Raw genomic sequence first — 15,446 nt, forward strand, 5'->3', positions numbered from 1 at the left:
CATGAGGTCGTCTTCCCCCCAGGATCTCGGCTGGCTCAGCGCCCGGCCGATCGCCCATCGCGGACTTCACGACGGCAATGTCCACGTGATGGAGAATTCCCTGTCGGCGTTCCGCGCCGCCATGCTCGCCGGCTATGCCATCGAATGCGACGTGATGCTGTCGAGCGACCGGGTGCCGGTCGTGTTTCACGACGCGACTCTGGAGCGGGTGACGGCCGAGACCGGCCGGACCGTGGATCGCAGCGCCGGCGAACTCGGCCGCCTACGCCTCGGCTCCACCGACGACACCGTGCCGACGGTCGCCGAGCTTCTGGCGCTCGTCGGCGGCGCGGTGCCGATCGTGATCGAGATGAAAGGGTCCAGTGCCGAGGAGGACCGCGATCTCTTCGACGCGCTCTCGCCGCTCGTCGAGGCCTATGAGGGCCCCCTCGCCCTCATGTCCTTCGATCCCTGGCTGATCGATCAGGCTCTCGCAGCGACGGACCTGCCGGTCGGACTGACGGCGGAAAGCCTCCGCTCGGAGACGCTCGCCGAGCACCGGGCCGTTTTCGAGCGCGGCTGCAGGTTCGTGTCCTACAACGTCCACCACCTGCCCAATCCCTTCGTGGACTGGGTGCGGCAGGACCAGGGCGCGCCGGTCATCACCTGGACGGTGCGCACGCCGGACGACGTGGAGAGAACGTTTCAGCATGCGGACCAGATGACCTTCGAGGGCTTTCTGCCGCAGCTCTGACGTATTGCACTGCGACAAACGAGGACCAAGATTGAACGCATGGTGGGCACCGACGATCTCGTGACCGATTCCGATACCTTCTCGCTTCGCATCGTGGACAGCGTCTCGGAGGTTCCGGCCGCGACCTGGGATCGGCTCGGCTGCGTCTCGGGAATGGACGGGATCGGCAATCCGTTCGCACGCCACGCCTTTCTCCTCTCGCTGGAAGAGGCCGGCTGCGTCGGACGGCGCGTCGGATGGCTGCCGCAGCATCTCGTTCTCGAATCCCCCGGCGGCGAGACGATCGCCGCCGCGGCGGCCTATGTGAAGAGCCACAGCCAAGGCGAATACGTCTTCGACCATGGCTGGGCGGAGGCCTTCCAGAGAGCCGGGGGGCGGTATTACCCCAAGCTCCAGATCTCCGCGCCGTTCACGCCGGCGACCGGTCCCCGTCTTCTCGTGGGTTCCGGACCCGGCGCCGAGATCCGCCGGCTCGCGCTCTGCGAGGGGATCAAGACCTTCGTCGATCAGACCGGCATCTCATCGGCGCATGCGACCTTCCTGACCGCCGATGATCTGAATTCGATGGAGGCAAGCGAGTTCCTGCACCGGACGGATCAGCAATTCCACTTCCGGAACCGCGCCTTCGGGTCCTATGACGACTTCCTCGCCACCCTCGCCTCCCGCAAGCGCAAGGGGCTTCGCAAGGAGCGCGCGCAGGCGCTCGCCAATGGCATCACGATCGAATGGCTGACGGGATCCGACATCACGGTAGAGGCCTGGGACGCATTCTTCGCCTTCTACATGGACACCGGCAGCCGGAAATGGGGACGTCCCTATCTCAACCGGCGGTTCTTCAGCCTGCTCGGCGAGCGGATGGCCGACCAGATCCTTCTGGTCATGGCGAAGCGCGAGGGTCGCTACATCGCGGGAGCGTTGAACTTCATCGGCCCCGATGCGCTCTACGGCCGCTATTGGGGGTGCATCGAGGAGCACCCGTTCCTGCATTTCGAAGTCTGTTACCATCAGGCGATCGACTACGCGATCGAGCACCGCATTCCGCTCGTCGAGGCCGGCGCACAGGGCGAGCACAAGCTCGCGCGCGGCTATGAGCCGGTGACGACCCATTCCGCCCATTACATCGCCCATGCCGGTCTTCGCCGCGCCATCGAGGATCACCTCGACGACGAGCGTGAACAGGTGGCGCGCATGCAGGACGTGCTCGGCGAGCACACGCCGTTCCGAAAGGGCGAGGTCTCGCCGGTCGTTCCTTCGGATCGCGTCCCGGAAAGGCTGGACGCCGAGGACCCGGCCGACTAAGTGCGGGCGCCGATGGGCGACGAAGGGATGGACATGACCGAGGGCTACGATCCGAACAACGTCTTCGCCAAGATCCTGCGGGGCGAAATTCCGAGCCAGAAGCTGATCGAGACCGATACGGCGCTCGCCATCATGGACGTGATGCCCCAGTCCAAGGGCCATTGTCTCGTCATTCCCAAGGCGCCGTCCCGCAACCTTCTCGATGCCTCGGACGCGACGCTCCAGGCTGTGATGCCGCTCGTCGCTCGGTTGGCGCGGGCGGTGCAGACCGCCTTCTCCGCCGATGGCGTCTTCGTCGCGCAGTTCAACGAGGCGCCTGCCGGTCAGACGGTCTTCCACCTCCACATCCACGTCATCCCGCGCTATGCCGGAGCCGAACTGGAACGTCATGCCGGCGGAATGGCAGATCCCGCGATGCTCGCCGATCAGGCCGCTGCGATTCGGGCTGCCCTCGAGAGTCTCTAGAGCAGGAACGGCACGCCGATGAGGATCGCCTCCGCCACGAGAATGCCGAGGAGGATGCGTCGGCCGAGCAGAACGTAGGTCAGGAAGCCCGCCGCGAGGGCGCCGACGCGCACGGCGGCAGGAAGCGTTGCCAGAAAACCCGTGGGATAGAAGACGAGACGCGCGATCACCGCGGCGACGAGAGCGGTCGCGATCGCCCGCGCCAGCGAGATGAGGCGGGATTTCTCGTCGATCCGCCCGGCCGAGGCGACGCCGATCCAGCGCCAGACGTCCGTCGGAAGCCAGCCGGCCAGGAGAATGAACACGTAGGGCCACCAGTCCGCGGCGACATCGTGATAGCCCCAACCGCTCACGGACCTTCTCCGCGATCCGTCGTCGCCTCGTCCTTGCGCCGCATGGCCTCGCCGACGGCATAGGCGATCAAGCCGCCGCCGATCCCGGCGATCAGAATGTCCAGTTCGGGATCGAGCCAGTGCCCGAGCGGCAGAACCAGCATGCCGGTGAGAAGGCCGAGCCGTCCCGAAAGATCGCGCGCGGAACCGTAGAGGGACGTGAGGAAGTAGACCGGCGTCAGGAAGGCCAGCGCTCCGGTCGCCAGAGCCGGCAGTTGACCCATCAGATTGAACGCGAGCGCGACGACGAGCGTGTTGACGGTGCAGAGCGTCGCGCCGAAGCCTCCGAAGTAAGCGAGCCGATGCTCCCGGGGCACGTCCCGCACCGATTGCATGGCGAAGACCCAGGCGGTGATGGCGATGAAATGCGACAGGAGGAAGAGCGACCAGCGTCGCGTTCTCGGCCCCCGGATCTCCGGCATCAGGGCGACGACCATCGGCATCAGCCGCAGCGAGGACAAGGCCACGGCGAAGGCGGTCGCAGCGAGCGACAGACCCGAGGTGATGGCGCCGACGAGGATGATGTTCGCCGGCAGGGCCCAGATCGAAAAGACCATGAAGGTCGCCTCCGGCCAGGACAGGCCGGCGTCCCGCGCCAGACCCGCAAAGCCGATATGGGCGGTGGTGAGGATCAGGGCCGGCGGGCTCAACATGCCGAGCATGCCGCGGCGGATCCAGGGCCAGGACGACCCGCGGTCTTCAACGAGGACGGTCATGCGAAGAGGCCTGACGAGAAATCGAATCACGCGAAAAGGGGCCGCCCGTTCGACACGAGCGGCCCCTTGCATTTTCAGGGCGGTCAGGACGGCTTGCGCGCGACCTTCGGTCCGGTGACCGGACGCTTGGCAGGACGAACGGCCAGTTCGCCGTCGCCCTCGACCGGGACGTCCGTGATCTCGTCGTCGTCGTATGTCTCGTTGTCGCCGTCGTCGTCAGCGTCGAGCTTGCCGCGTCCCTTGCCGCCCTTCTTGCCCTTGGCGGGAAGTTCGTCGGCAATGGGATCGAGCTTCAGCACCTTCTTGCCGGCCTCGTCCTCGGCGACGGTCACCTTGACCGTTCCACCGCGCTTCAGCTTGCCGAACAGAACCTCGTCGGCCAGCGGCTTCTTGATGTATTCCTGGATGACGCGCGCCAGGGGCCTTGCGCCCATGTGCTCGTCGTAGCCCTTTTCGGCCAGCCAGCCGACGGCGTCCGGCGACAGTTCGAACGTGACGCCGCGCTCCGAAAGCTGCGCCTCCAACTGCATGACGAACTTCTCGACGACGCGGTTGATCTCCTTCGGCGTCAGACCGGCGAAGGGAATGATCGCGTCGAGGCGGTTGCGGAACTCGGGCGTGAAGAGCTTGTTGATCGCCTCCACGTCGTCGCCGGTGCGCTTGGTCGAGCCAAAGCCGATCGCCGCCCGTGCGCCTTCCGCTGCGCCCGCATTCGTCGTCATGATCAGGATCACATTGCGGAAGTCGATCTTCTTGCCGTTGTGATCGGTCAGACGGCCCTGATCCATGACCTGCAGCAGGATGTTGAACAGGTCGGGATGGGCCTTCTCGATCTCGTCCAGCAGCAGCACGCAATGCGGATGCTGGTCGATCCCGTCCGTCAGCAGGCCGCCCTGGTCGAAGCCGACATAGCCGGGAGGTGCGCCGATGAGGCGGGAGACGGTGTGGCGCTCCATGTATTCCGACATGTCGAAACGCAGGAGCTCGACGCCGAGAGTCGAGGCGAGTTGCTTGGCGACTTCGGTCTTCCCGACGCCGGTCGGACCCGAGAAGAGATAGCTGCCGATCGGCTTGTCCGGCTCGCGAAGGCCGGCCCGCGCCAGCTTGATCGTCGAAGCCAAGGCCTCGATCGCGGCATCCTGACCGTAGACGACCCGCTTCAGCTGCTCGTCGAGATGAGCGAGCACCTCCTCGTCATCCTTGGAGACGGATTTCGGGGGAATGCGGGCCATCGTCGCGACGGTCGCCTCGATCTCCTTGATGCCGATCTTCTTCTTGCGCTGGGGCTCCGGCAGCAACATCTGAGAGGCGCCCGTCTCGTCGATCACGTCGATCGCCTTGTCCGGCAGCTTGCGGTCGTTGATGTAGCGGGCCGAAAGCTCGACCGCCGCCCGGATGGCCTCGTTCGAGAACTTCACATGGTGAAACTCCTCGAAATACGGCTTCAACCCCTTCATGATCGCGACGGCATCGTCGATCGAAGGCTCCTTCACGTCGATCTTCTGGAAGCGGCGGACCAGGGCGCGGTCCTTCTCGAAGAACTGCCGGTATTCCTTGTAGGTCGTTGATCCGATGCAACGAATGGCACCGGAAGACAGCGCCGGCTTTAGAAGGTTCGACGCATCCATCGCGCCGCCCGACGTGGCGCCGGCACCGATCACGGTGTGGATCTCGTCGATGAACAGGACGGCGCCGGGGAACTCCTCGAGCTCCTTGACGACCTGCTTCAGACGCTCTTCGAAATCGCCACGGTAGCGCGTGCCCGCCAGCAGCGTGCCCATGTCGAGGGAGAAGATGGTGGCGTCGGCAAGGACCTCCGGAACGTCGTTCTCGACGATCCGCTTGGCGAGGCCCTCGGCAATGGCGGTCTTGCCCACGCCGGGATCACCGACGTAAAGCGGATTGTTCTTCGAGCGACGGCAGAGGACCTGGATCGTTCGGTTGATCTCGTCGGTGCGGCCGATCAACGGATCGATCCGGCCGGAACGGGCCTTCTCGTTCAGGTTGACGCAATAGGCCGTCAAAGCATCCTGGGTCGTCTTGCGCCTGCCTTCCTCGTCCGGTCCCAAAGTGGATTGGTCGTCCTCGGCCCCGCGAAGGGGTCGGCTTTCCGAAGCGCCGGGGCGCTTGGCAATCCCGTGCGCGATGAAATTCACGGCGTCGTAGCGGGTCATTTCCTGCTCCTGCAGGAAATACGCGGCATGGCTCTCCCGTTCAGCGAAAATGGCGACGAGGACGTTGGCGCCCGTCACTTCTTCGCGACCGGATGACTGGACATGGATGACAGCACGCTGGATGACGCGGTGGAAGCCCGCGGTCGGCTTGGAGTCCTCTTCATGACCCGTCACGAGATTGGCGAGTTCGGAATCGATGTATTCCGTCAGGCTGGCGCGCAGGACATCGAGGTCGACGCTGCACCCCTTCATCACCGCAGCCGCATCCTTGTCCTCGAGCAGCGCCAGGAGCAGGTGCTCCAGCGTCGCGAATTCCTGCTGCCGCTCGTTGGCCAGGGTCAGGGCCTGATGCAGAGACTTTTCAAGACTTTGCGAAAATGTCGGCAAGCTTCACCTCAATTCTTTTCCATCACGCATTGCAGCGGATGCTGGTGCTGGCGAGCGAAATCCATCACCTGTGTCACCTTGGTCTCGGCGACCTCGTAGGTATAGACCCCACACTCCCCAACACCGTGATTGTGCACATGCAGCATGACCCGCGTCGCGGCTTCGCGGTCCTTCTGGAAGAAACGCTCCAGCACATGGATCACGAACTCCATCGGAGTGTAATCGTCATTCAGAAGCAGCACTCTGTAAAGGCTTGGCTTCTTCGTCTGCGGCTTGGTTCGGGTGATGACGGAGGTGCCGCGGTCCGGCCCCGGCCCGCCGGCTTTGCCAGCCTGTAGGGTCGCAGGTCTGGCGTCAATCCGCCGTCCTGTCGCTTCGTCGTTCACGGCTGCCACCTTTGTCATCGCTTGGTATGTAATGTGCGTCGGGGAGAATTTAAGACGGCGGGAGGCTGCGGCATAGCCCCTCGCCCGGAAACGAAAAAAGCCCGGCGCGAAGGCCGGGCTTACGTCATGCGACACCGCACCGAGAGGCGCGTGCCGTATCATCGTCTCGTCGATCAGACGGTCTTGCGAAACGCTTCGCCGCTCTTGGCGGCGACGGCTGCAATCGCGGTTTCGAACGGCTTGTAGGACTCGCGGGCCATGTCCGAATAGATCTCGCCGATCTTCGTCGCCTGCGAAACCCAGGCCTGGTAGGCCGACTTGGCGAAGTCGGTCTGGACCTCGACGACCTTGTCGAGGCTGCGCATCTGAAGCATCTGCTCCATCATCTTGGCGGACTTCTCGTAGGACGTCTTGGTGAATTCCGTCGTCTCGGACGCCACCTGCTGAAGCCCCTTGGTGACCGCTGAGAACGACTTCATGGTCGTGTCCAGCGTGTCCTTGCTGATCATGCCGGCGGTTTCGAAGCTGCTCATGATAGTCTCCCTAGACGTCGCCATGCCGCGGTCGTCGCACGGTCATTCGTTGCGTGGTCATTCCCTGACGCACCCACCATATTGCACTGCACAAAAGAGTCAAGTTGCATTGCGGGAGGGATCGGGTTGAATCGCGGCTGGCCGCATTTTGGCCGCGCCGAGAGATGACTAAGGTCGCCTTCGATTCGGCGTCTCAACCTGAACGTCTCGGCAACCATAAACGGATTGGTAAGGGCGAACCCGTAGGCTTCATCCATCGCAGAGTGGCCCGTGCACAGGCATGGCGGCTGTTCAACAAGAGACGGTGGTGCGGCCCTTCGTGGTGCGTCCGACTGAACCGAGAGAGTAGCTTCGTGTCCCTAACCGTTTTCGGTCTGAAAGGTGTCGCAACGGGTCTCACGAAAGCGGCGGGTGTCGTCGCTTTGAGTGCCGTCCTTCTGACACAGTCCACCGCCCTCGCTTCCGCTGCCGAGCGCGCCGCCGCCTTCGTCATCGACGCCAACAACGGCAAGGTTCTCTATTCCAAGTACGCCGACGACCTGCGGTATCCCGCATCGCTGACGAAGATGATGACGCTCTACATGCTGTTCGACGCCATCGAGGCCGGACGGACCACGCTCAAGACCAAGATGAAGGTCTCCTCCTACGCGGCGGCCCGTCCGCCGACGAAGCTGCGACTGAAGGTCGGCTCCACGCTCCTCGTCGAGGAGGCCATCCTGTCGCTCGTGACGCTGTCGGCCAACGATGCGTCCGTCGTGATCGCCGAGCACTTGGCCGGTTCGGAAGAGCGCTTCGCGCAGCAGATGACGACCAAGGCGCGCAAGCTCGGCATGAGCCGCACGACGTTCCGCAACGCGAACGGCCTGCCCAACGAGGGACAGGTCACGACGGCGCGCGACATGGCGACGCTCGGCATGGCCCTCCGGGAGCACTTCCCCAAGGAATTCGCCTACTTCAAGACAAAGGCGTTCAACTTCCGCGGCCGCACGATCGGCTCTCACAACCGTCTCGTCGGTCGCGTAAAGGGCGTGGACGGCATCAAGACCGGTTACATCAACGCGTCGGGCTTCAACCTCGTGTCGTCGCTGGCGCTCGACGGCAAGAAGATGGTCGGCGTCGTGTTCGGCGGCCGCACGGGCGCCTCGCGCGACAACGAAATGGCGAAGATGCTGAACAAGTATCTGCCCGAGGCCAGCTCGCGCAGTTCCGGCCCGCTGGTCGCCGACATTCGCGGTGGCCGCGAAGCCCGCATCCTCGTTTCGTCCGCCGACGAGGCGCCCGAACCGGCCGCCCAGAAGGCCTACGCGCCGCCGGCGCGCGTGCCGGTCCCCGCCTTCTCCAGCCGCGCGTCGGTCAACGAGCGGATCGCCGCCGCCTACGGCTCGGATGCCGGCGGCGCGATCGCGCGGATCACCGGTTCGGCGGATCGTCCGATCCTCGGTCGCGAAGCGCTCCGGGCGGCCCTCGTCACGCGCCGTCCCGAAACGCCGTCCTACGAGATCCCGACGGCGAACAGCCTTGCACCGACCCGTGCGCGATCCGGCAGCCGCATGGTGCCGCCGGCCGCCATTCCGGGCGGTGCGGATCGCGATCCGGAGACCACGGGTTCAATAATCCCTGTGACCCGCACCGCAAGCACCGCGACGACGGCCTCGCCGTCCGGCTGGGTGGTTCAGATCGCGGCGACGCCGAACAAGGAACAGGCGCTGAACATGCTGTCCGAGGCGAAGTCCAAGGTCGGCTCGGTCCTCGGTCGGGCGGAGCCCTTCACGCAGTCGGTCGGCAGCGGCTCGCAGACGCTCTATCGGGCCCGCTTCGCCGGTTTCGATTCCAAGGACGATGCCAACAAGGCCTGCGCGGCGCTGAAGAAGCGCTCCTACAGCTGCTACGCCGTCGTCAACTGACGGCGGGTCCGCCGCAACTTCCCAACCCTATCCCTCGGTCCCATCCGCGCGCCTGATCCGGCGAGGCGGCGACCGTTGCCGCGTGACCAGTCTTGCGAGTTCGAGGAACCGAGTGATGAGCGTCGATCAGGAAAGCCACGGTTTCGCTGAGCCCAAGAGCCGCATTTCCGGCCTCGCACTGGCCTCGATGCATCCGCTCAAGCAGGCGTCCCTTCGGATCGCGGATCATCGCGAGGGTCGCACGACGCTGAAGGCCCGCGATCTCGTCGGCCTGCTTCTCAGCCATGGCGCGCGTGCCTGGCGCGCGTCCCAGCCAGTGGCCCGCGCCCGCATCAAGGTCAGCTCGGCGTCCGGACATCCCGCCGTCCGCATCCGGTTCCGCTGACGGGCCGGCGAGAGCCGCCGACGGAGTTCTCGTCCCCTCGGCCGCCTCAGAGGAGGCCGAGTTCGGCGAGCTCGTTGCGAATGGCGGCCGGCAACTGAGATCCGACCTCGGCGTCGAGATCCGTCGGCGCCTCTTCCGGCACCAGATACCGCCATCCCTGGAAGGCGCGCCTCGGCTGAGGATCGGTCGGCACGAATCGCGGTTCGAGCACGATGTGGCAACGCTTGATGCCCTGCCCATCCACGAAGGGCCGCAGGTCCAGGATCGGCTGTCGCACCTGGACCCGTCCCTTGATCACCCAGTAGAGCGAGCCGCCCTCCAGGATCTCGTCGATCCGCTTGGGGATCATGCGCGTCGGATGGTGCTGCTCTTGCGGGCGGCCCTCGCGGGCGGCCTGCTCCAACCGTTCGCGGACCCAGAATTGCAGGTCCTCGATCGATTCGGCGCCGACGCAGAGCTTGATCATGTGAAGTGGCATCGCGGGAAGCTTCTCGCTGGAGCGCGGTGGTCCGTCAACCATCGGCATTGCCGCGCCTGCGCCGATTTGCGAGGAAGCGTCACCGGACGGCTCGGCAAAGGAAACCGCCTCGCATGGCCACCTTCGATCTGCGCGACGCCTTCGCGCTTTTGATCTTCATCGGCGGTTGGTTCTTTTACAACTGGCTGACGGAGAAGAGCAGCTGGTCGCGCAAGGGACTCAGCGCCGCGATGAACCTGCAGCGCCGCCGCTGGATGAAGGTGCTGCTCGGTCGCGATCTCCGGATGATCGATACGGCGATCATGGCGGGTCTGCAGCAGGGCACGGCCTTCTTTGCCTCCTCCTGCATCTTCGCCATCGGCGGATGCTTCGCCCTTCTCGGTTCGGCCCAGCTGATCGCGGAAATCGCAGCGGAGCTGCCGTTCTACGGACAGCTCGACCGACCGTTGGTCGAGGCGAAGCTGCTCGGCCTCATCGCCATTTTCGCCTATGCCTTCTTCAAGTTCGGCTGGTCGTACCGGCTCTTCAACTATTGCACGATCCTGATCGGTGCGATTCCCATGCGCAGCGAGGCCGAACGGGATCTTGCGGCGGCCGAGATCGCGGCCCGGCGCGCGGCCACGATGAACCAGATCGCAGCCAGCCATTTCAACGCCGGCCTGCGCGGCATCTTCTTCGGCCTTGCCTATCTCGGCTGGTTCCTCGGCCCCTACGTCCTCGTGGTGACGACGGTGCTCGTCATCGGCATCCTCGTCCACCGTCAGTTCTTTTCGGCGGCACGCTATGCCGTCCACATCGAGGACGAAGACTGACCGTCCCCTCTCCATTTCCCCGTCATCGAGGACCGGGAAGCAGCGCGTCGGTCTTGCCGGTCGCCCAGTAGGCGGCGAGCCCGAGATATTCGCGGATCGCGTAATGGACCTTTTCCACATTCCGCGTGGTGTCGGTGGAGGGTCGCCAATTGGCCGCACCCGACGGCGTTCGATGATCCACGGGGAACGGCAGGACGTCGAAGCCCGCGACACGGAAGCAGCCGACGGAGCGCGGCATGTGGTAGGCGGAGGTGACGAGCAGCCAGATCTCGCCGGACTTCGGTTGAACCAGCCTCTTGGTGAAGACGGCGTTCTCGACCGTGTTGCGCGCGGCACCCTCCATCAGCACGCGGTCGGCCGCGATGCCCATGTCCTGAAAAAAGGCTTTCGCCGAGACCGTCTCCGCGACATCGTCGTCGATGAGGGCGGCCACTCCCCCGGTGAACACGAGTTTGGCCTCGGGAAAGCGCCGCGCGAGCGCCACTGCCGCCGTCATGCGATCGCCGGCCTCGTTCAACTCGTACCCCCCGCGAAAGCGCGAAACGCGGGTGTCGAGGGCTCCTCCGAGGACGATGATGCCGGCGACCTCACCGGGTAGATCGGGAACCGGGAACTGGTCCTCGAGAACGGCGGTCATCACGAGGCCGGCCGGCGTGAGCGCGGCGATGCCGAGGACGAGGACGGCGACGGCGACCAGAGAGCCACCGATCCTCGTCCGTCCGAGGAGACCTGCAAGCAGCCCGGACAGGATGAGGACGAAGATGAGGGCCAGCGGCTGCAGGAGGAACCAGCCGATCTTGGAGAGGGCGAAGAACAATGGGCTGAGGCTCCGAACGGGGGCCCCAGCCCTTAGCGTTCCTCGCTGGACCCCGCCAGCCCGTCCCGGATCAAACCCGGTCCCAGACCGGTGCGAAGGCCGGGTTCACCAAGCGGCGACCTTCGCGACTGAGAACGTCGAGGCTCCGCGTCTCCTCGTCCGATAGTTCGAAATCGAAGACGTCGAGATTGAGCGCCAGACGATCGGGATCGCTCGTGCGTGGGATCGCCGCGACGCGATTCTGGGCGATCTCCCAGTTGAGGATGATCTGCGAGGGGGCCTTGCCGTGCTTGGCCGCGATTCCGGTGACCAGAGGGTGCTTCAGGATCTCGCCGCCCTGGCCGAGAGGCGAGTAGGCGACAAGGGCCATGCCGTGACGCTCGCAGGCGCCAAGGACGGCTTCCTGGGCGAGGAAAGGGTGATATTCCACCTGGTTGCAGACAAGCGGCGCCTCGGAGATCGCGACCGCCTCGTCGAGCAGGGCGCTCGGAAAGTTCGCGACGCCGATGTGACGGGTCAGACCTCTCGACTTCGCCGCGTTCAGCGCTTCGATCGATTCCTCCAGGGGAATATCGGCGTTCGGCCAATGAATGAGCAGGAGATCGACCGGACCGATGCCCAGCGCCTCGATCGCCGTCTCGGATGCGTCGGCGAAACGATCGGCGGCGAGGTCGTCGCGCCAGATCTTGGTCGTGATGAAGATGTCGTCGCGCGGCACGTCCGAACGGCGTATGCCTTCCCCGACCTCGACTTCGTTGGCGTACATGCGGGCGGTGTCGATGTGGCGGTATCCGGCCGCGATCGCATTCGTCACCATGTCGGTCGCTTCCAAGCCCTTCAGCGTGTAGGTGCCGAAGCCGATCGCGGGAATTCGGGCTCCGTTCGCCTCGATGATCTTCATAAGCAGTCCTTTGTGTGCGATGGGGCGGCGGATCGCAGGCCGACCTGCGGGATGGAAAGCAAGCCGAGCGCATCCGGTTCCAGTTCGACAGCGTGGGGAAGCGACGTGACCAAGGAAGCGAAGAGATCCGTCTCTCCCGGCGATGGGCGGCGGATCGAAGCCCTGGACGTCGCTCGCGGCGTCGCCCTCCTGGCCATGGCGATCTTCCACTTCACCTGGGATCTAGACAATTTCGGCTATGTTGCGCGGGGGCTCGCCGGAGAGGGCGGCTGGCGGCTCTTCGCCCGCTGCATCGCCTCGAGTTTCCTCGTGCTCGTCGGCACCAGTCTCGTGCTCGCGCATGCCCGCGGCATCCGCTGGCGACCCTTCTTCGTCCGCCTGGGGCAGGTGGCGGCCGGCGCGCTGGCGATCACGGTCGTCACATTCTTCGTGACGCCCGGAAGCTTCGTGTTCTTCGGCATTCTGCACCACATCGCCGTCGCGAGCCTCCTCGGCCTTCTCGCGCTGCGGCTGCCTTGGTTCGCGACGGCGCTCGCCGCCGTCGTCGTCGTCGCTCTGCCGACGATCGTGCGGAGCGCGTCGATGGAGCCGATGGCGCTCGCCTGGATCGGCTTTGCCGAGACGCCGCCGATCACCAACGATTTCGTGCCGATCTTTCCCTGGTTCGGTGCGGTGCTGGCCGGGATGGCCCTGGCGCAGCTCGGCCAGTCGAAGGGCGCGGTGGAACGGCTGCGGGCGTTGAACCCCGCCCTCTCGCGCCTGCGGCCCCTCGCCTTTCTCGGCCGCCATTCCCTGGCGTTCTATCTGATCCACCAGCCGCTGCTCTTCGGCCTCGTTTTTCTGGCGACGCAGGTCGCCCCTCCCGACCGCACCGCGCTTCTCGACGACGAGTGCCGCCGCAGCGCCATCTTCGGAGCCAGCAGCGCCGAAATGTGTCCCCGTTTTGCCGCTTGCGCCGCTTCGAGATTGTCCGAGGCGGGCATCCTCGAAGCCGCCATTCAGAACCGGACGACGCCCGAACAGGCCGGACAGATCCAGACGATCGTCTCGATCTGCGCGCAATCGTCGCCGTAGGCTTGGTGTCGTCAGCTGGCTTTGGCGACGCCGAGCTCTGCCATGCGGGTCAGGCAGGCTTCCTCGGCATTGTCGAGTTCGGCGAGAAGATCGTCGATATCGCGACGCTTCTGCTCGAGTTCACGCCTCTTCTGCGTGACGCGCGAGATGATCGTGCGCAACTGGCCGGCCTCGCCGGGCGGCGTCTTGTACATCTGCATGATCTCGCGGATCTCGGAGATGGAGAAGCCGAGCCGCTTTCCCCGAAGGATCATCTTCAGGAGGTGGCGATCCGAATGACGAAAGAGCCGCGTTCGCCCACGGCGGATCGGGGCGATCAGGCCCTCGTCCTCGTAGAACCGGATCGTCCGCGTCGAGATGTCGAACTCGCGGGTGAGTTCGGTGATCGTGTAATACTCGCGCATCGTCGATAGGCCCGTCGTCCACTGAAAGGCGACGATTGACTTACGTAAAAGTCAATCGTCGCCTTTCAGTGGACGCTGAACCACCATGTGGCAAGACCGAGAAAGGAAAAGAACCCTGCAATATCGGTCAACGTGGTGACGAACACGGCGGATGCGACGGCGGGATCGGCGCCGATCCGGTCGAGCAGGAGCGGCACGAGGATGCCGCCGAGCGCGGCCACCATCATGTTGATGACCATGGCGCAGGCGATGATGCCGCCGATGTCGGGCGAGAACCAGAGCCCCGCGACGAGACCAATGAGAAGCGCGAAGGTGATCCCGTTGATCAGTCCGACGCCGCATTCGCGGCGGATGATGCGGCCGGCATTGTAGATGTCGAGATCGCGGGTCGCGAGGGCGCGCACGGTGACGGTCATCGTCTGCGAGGCCGCGTTGCCACCCATGCCGGCGACGATCGGCATCAGCACGGCCAGCGCCACGACCTGCTCGATCGTCGCCTCGAAAATGCCGATGACGGAGGCTGCCGCGAAGGCGGTGAAGAGATTGACGATGAGCCAGGGCACGCGGGACCGCGAGGTCGTGAGCGCGCTGTCGGACAGCTCTTCGTCGCCGACGCCGCCGAGGCGCCGGATGTCCTCCTCCGCTTCCTCCTGGATGACGTCGACGACGTCGTCGATCGTGAGGACGCCGACGAGGCGCTCGTTCTCGTCGACGACGGCGGCCGAGAGAAGGTTGTACTGCTCGAAGACCTGTGCCGCCTCTTCCTGATCCATGACGGCCGGGATGGCGTGGCGGGTCTCGTGCATGATGTCCTCGACCTTCTCCACGCGCCGCGCGCGCAGGATGCGGTCGAGGTCGACGGCGCCTTCCAGCTTGAAGGACGGGTCGACGACGAAGATCTGGCTGAACCGTTCGGGCAGGCCGTCGTCGTCGCGCATGTAGTCGATGGTCTGGCCGACGGTCCAGAAGGCGGGAACGGCGACGAACTCCGTCTGCATGCGGCGGCCGGCGGACTCGTCGGGATATTCGAAGGCGCGGCGCAGCCGAACGCGCTCGCGGAACGGCAGTCGCTCCAGGATTTCCCGGCGATCTTCCTCGTCGAGATCCTCGAGAATGTAGACGGCGTCGTCGGAATCCAGTTCGCGCACCGCCTCGGCGATCTGCGCGTTGGGCATGGCGTCGACGATCTGCATGCGGATCGCTTCGTCGACCTCCGTCAACGCCGCATAGTCGAAGGCATCGCCCAGCAGCCGGACGAGCGACTGCCGTTCGTCCTGGTTGATGTGGGCGAGGAGGTCGCCGAGTTCGGACTCGTGAAGCTCCTCGACCGCGGCGCGCAGGAGTTCGGCGTCGCCCGCCGCGATGGCCGTCCTGACATGACCGAGGAAATCGGCGTCGAACTCGCCTTCGTCGTCGTAGACGCCCTGGCGCTCGGCGTCCCCGGGAGGCACGGCCGAACTCTCCGACGCGGGCGGCGTATCGGCGTTCGTCATCTCGGCGCCGGGCGCTTCGGTGCTGGACGCTTCCGGGCGGGTGGGTCCTCGTCCGAGCTCTTCGTCGGCCATCCGCGCCTCCCCGTCCATGCC

17 protein-coding genes are annotated in these 15,446 nt (G+C 65.2%); 7 read left to right on the top strand and 10 right to left on the bottom strand.

From position 1 onward, the window contains the following. The first annotated feature begins 1 nt into the window (after position 1). Genes ASG43_RS11940 through ASG43_RS11950 form a run of 3 tightly spaced genes read left to right on the top strand, consistent with a single transcriptional unit; the run spans position 2 to position 2,497 of the window. The gene (locus ASG43_RS11940; RefSeq protein WP_056505001.1) at positions 2-733 is read left to right on the top strand and encodes a glycerophosphodiester phosphodiesterase family protein; all 732 of its coding nucleotides are present in this window, start codon (positions 2-4) and stop codon (positions 731-733) included. 39 nt (positions 734-772) lie between these two features. After that, positions 773-2,032: a GNAT family N-acetyltransferase gene (locus ASG43_RS11945; RefSeq protein ID WP_056505003.1), complete on the top strand. Its 1,260-nt coding sequence runs from the start codon at positions 773-775 to the stop codon at positions 2,030-2,032. A gap of 33 nt (positions 2,033-2,065) precedes the next feature. Next, positions 2,066-2,497, top strand: coding sequence for an HIT family protein (locus tag ASG43_RS11950; RefSeq protein ID WP_056505801.1), 432 nt, complete (start codon positions 2,066-2,068; stop codon positions 2,495-2,497). On the opposite strand, the gene ASG43_RS11955 is transcribed toward ASG43_RS11950, so the two are convergent. The 5 genes from ASG43_RS11955 to ASG43_RS11975 form a co-directional block, all read right to left on the bottom strand. After that, entirely contained in the window at positions 2,494-2,850 is a 357-nt protein-coding gene (locus ASG43_RS11955) for an AzlD domain-containing protein (RefSeq protein WP_056505005.1), read from the bottom strand. The genes ASG43_RS11950 and ASG43_RS11955 overlap by 4 nt on opposite strands. Next, positions 2,847-3,605, bottom strand: a complete 759-nt coding sequence (locus tag ASG43_RS11960) for an AzlC family ABC transporter permease (protein ID WP_056505009.1) — start codon at positions 3,603-3,605, stop codon at positions 2,847-2,849. The genes ASG43_RS11955 and ASG43_RS11960 overlap by 4 nt, the downstream gene beginning before the upstream one ends. Positions 3,606-3,688: 83 nt before the next feature. Further along, a complete protein-coding gene (clpA, locus tag ASG43_RS11965; protein WP_056505012.1) occupies positions 3,689-6,166 on the bottom strand; it encodes an ATP-dependent Clp protease ATP-binding subunit ClpA in 2,478 nt (825 codons plus the stop codon). Positions 6,167-6,174: 8 nt separating this feature from the next. Continuing rightward, positions 6,175-6,525, bottom strand: coding sequence for an ATP-dependent Clp protease adapter ClpS (gene clpS / locus ASG43_RS11970; protein WP_056505802.1), 351 nt, complete (start codon positions 6,523-6,525; stop codon positions 6,175-6,177). Positions 6,526-6,725: 200 nt separating this feature from the next. After that, complete coding sequence (locus ASG43_RS11975) at positions 6,726-7,085, bottom strand: phasin family protein (RefSeq protein WP_056505015.1); 360 nt, start codon at positions 7,083-7,085, stop codon at positions 6,726-6,728. A gap of 353 nt (positions 7,086-7,438) precedes the next feature. Here ASG43_RS11975 and ASG43_RS11980 point away from each other — a divergent pair, with 353 nt between their 5' ends. Then, positions 7,439-8,989 (top strand): D-alanyl-D-alanine carboxypeptidase, encoded by a 1,551-nt coding sequence (locus ASG43_RS11980; protein ID WP_244488079.1) that lies wholly within the window; start codon positions 7,439-7,441, stop codon positions 8,987-8,989. A gap of 115 nt (positions 8,990-9,104) precedes the next feature. Continuing rightward, positions 9,105-9,374, top strand: coding sequence for a hypothetical protein (locus ASG43_RS11985; RefSeq protein WP_056505017.1), 270 nt, complete (start codon positions 9,105-9,107; stop codon positions 9,372-9,374). A gap of 46 nt (positions 9,375-9,420) precedes the next feature. Here ASG43_RS11985 and ASG43_RS11990 read toward each other — a convergent pair whose 3' ends face one another. Continuing rightward, on the bottom strand, positions 9,421-9,852 hold the full coding sequence (locus ASG43_RS11990; RefSeq protein ID WP_056505023.1) for a DUF1489 family protein: 432 nt from the start codon (positions 9,850-9,852) through the stop codon (positions 9,421-9,423). Between the two features lie 113 nt (positions 9,853-9,965). Here ASG43_RS11990 and ASG43_RS11995 point away from each other — a divergent pair, with 113 nt between their 5' ends. Continuing rightward, entirely contained in the window at positions 9,966-10,664 is a 699-nt protein-coding gene (locus ASG43_RS11995; protein ID WP_056505024.1) for a DUF599 family protein, read from the top strand. Positions 10,665-10,686: 22 nt separating this feature from the next. Here ASG43_RS11995 and ASG43_RS12000 read toward each other — a convergent pair whose 3' ends face one another. Beyond that, positions 10,687-11,481 (bottom strand): YdcF family protein, encoded by a 795-nt coding sequence (locus ASG43_RS12000; RefSeq protein WP_056505027.1) that lies wholly within the window; start codon positions 11,479-11,481, stop codon positions 10,687-10,689. A gap of 70 nt (positions 11,482-11,551) precedes the next feature. Continuing rightward, positions 11,552-12,382 carry an aldo/keto reductase gene (locus ASG43_RS12005; protein WP_056505030.1) on the bottom strand — a complete coding sequence of 277 codons (831 nt, stop codon included), beginning with the start codon at positions 12,380-12,382 and terminating at the stop codon, positions 11,552-11,554. Positions 12,383-12,487: 105 nt separating this feature from the next. Between ASG43_RS12005 and ASG43_RS12010 the strand changes: the two genes are divergently transcribed. After that, positions 12,488-13,456 carry a heparan-alpha-glucosaminide N-acetyltransferase gene (locus ASG43_RS12010; protein ID WP_056505810.1) on the top strand — a complete coding sequence of 323 codons (969 nt, stop codon included), beginning with the start codon at positions 12,488-12,490 and terminating at the stop codon, positions 13,454-13,456. 11 nt (positions 13,457-13,467) lie between these two features. On the opposite strand, the gene ASG43_RS12015 is transcribed toward ASG43_RS12010, so the two are convergent. Continuing rightward, a complete protein-coding gene (locus ASG43_RS12015) occupies positions 13,468-13,860 on the bottom strand; it encodes a MerR family DNA-binding transcriptional regulator (protein ID WP_056505033.1) in 393 nt (130 codons plus the stop codon). Positions 13,861-13,925: 65 nt separating this feature from the next. Then, positions 13,926-15,425: a magnesium transporter gene (gene mgtE / locus ASG43_RS12020; RefSeq protein WP_244488080.1), complete on the bottom strand. Its 1,500-nt coding sequence runs from the start codon at positions 15,423-15,425 to the stop codon at positions 13,926-13,928. Positions 15,426-15,446 lie beyond the last annotated feature (21 nt).

It is taken from the genome of Aureimonas sp. Leaf454 (genome assembly GCF_001424685.1).
Taxonomy (GTDB): Bacteria; Pseudomonadota; Alphaproteobacteria; order Rhizobiales; family Rhizobiaceae; genus Plantimonas.

Bases quoted from the DNA above. Each gene is read 5' to 3' on its own strand.
- ASG43_RS11990 (WP_056505023.1), bottom strand. From the start codon at position 9,852: ATGCCACTTCACATGATCAAGCTCTGCGTCGGCGCCGAATCGATCGAG.
- ASG43_RS11945 (WP_056505003.1), top strand. From the start codon at position 773: ATGGTGGGCACCGACGATCTCGTGACCGATTCCGATACCTTCTCGCTT.
- ASG43_RS11950 (WP_056505801.1), top strand. From the start codon at position 2,066: ATGACCGAGGGCTACGATCCGAACAACGTCTTCGCCAAGATCCTGCGG.
- ASG43_RS12005 (WP_056505030.1), bottom strand. From the start codon at position 12,382: ATGAAGATCATCGAGGCGAACGGAGCCCGAATTCCCGCGATCGGCTTC.
- ASG43_RS11940 (WP_056505001.1), top strand. From the start codon at position 2: ATGAGGTCGTCTTCCCCCCAGGATCTCGGCTGGCTCAGCGCCCGGCCG.
- ASG43_RS12015 (WP_056505033.1), bottom strand. From the start codon at position 13,860: ATGCGCGAGTATTACACGATCACCGAACTCACCCGCGAGTTCGACATC.
- mgtE (WP_244488080.1), bottom strand. From the start codon at position 15,425: ATGGCCGACGAAGAGCTCGGACGAGGACCCACCCGCCCGGAAGCGTCC.
- ASG43_RS11975 (WP_056505015.1), bottom strand. From the start codon at position 7,085: ATGAGCAGCTTCGAAACCGCCGGCATGATCAGCAAGGACACGCTGGAC.
- ASG43_RS11985 (WP_056505017.1), top strand. From the start codon at position 9,105: ATGAGCGTCGATCAGGAAAGCCACGGTTTCGCTGAGCCCAAGAGCCGC.
- ASG43_RS11960 (WP_056505009.1), bottom strand. From the start codon at position 3,605: ATGACCGTCCTCGTTGAAGACCGCGGGTCGTCCTGGCCCTGGATCCGC.
- ASG43_RS11995 (WP_056505024.1), top strand. From the start codon at position 9,966: ATGGCCACCTTCGATCTGCGCGACGCCTTCGCGCTTTTGATCTTCATC.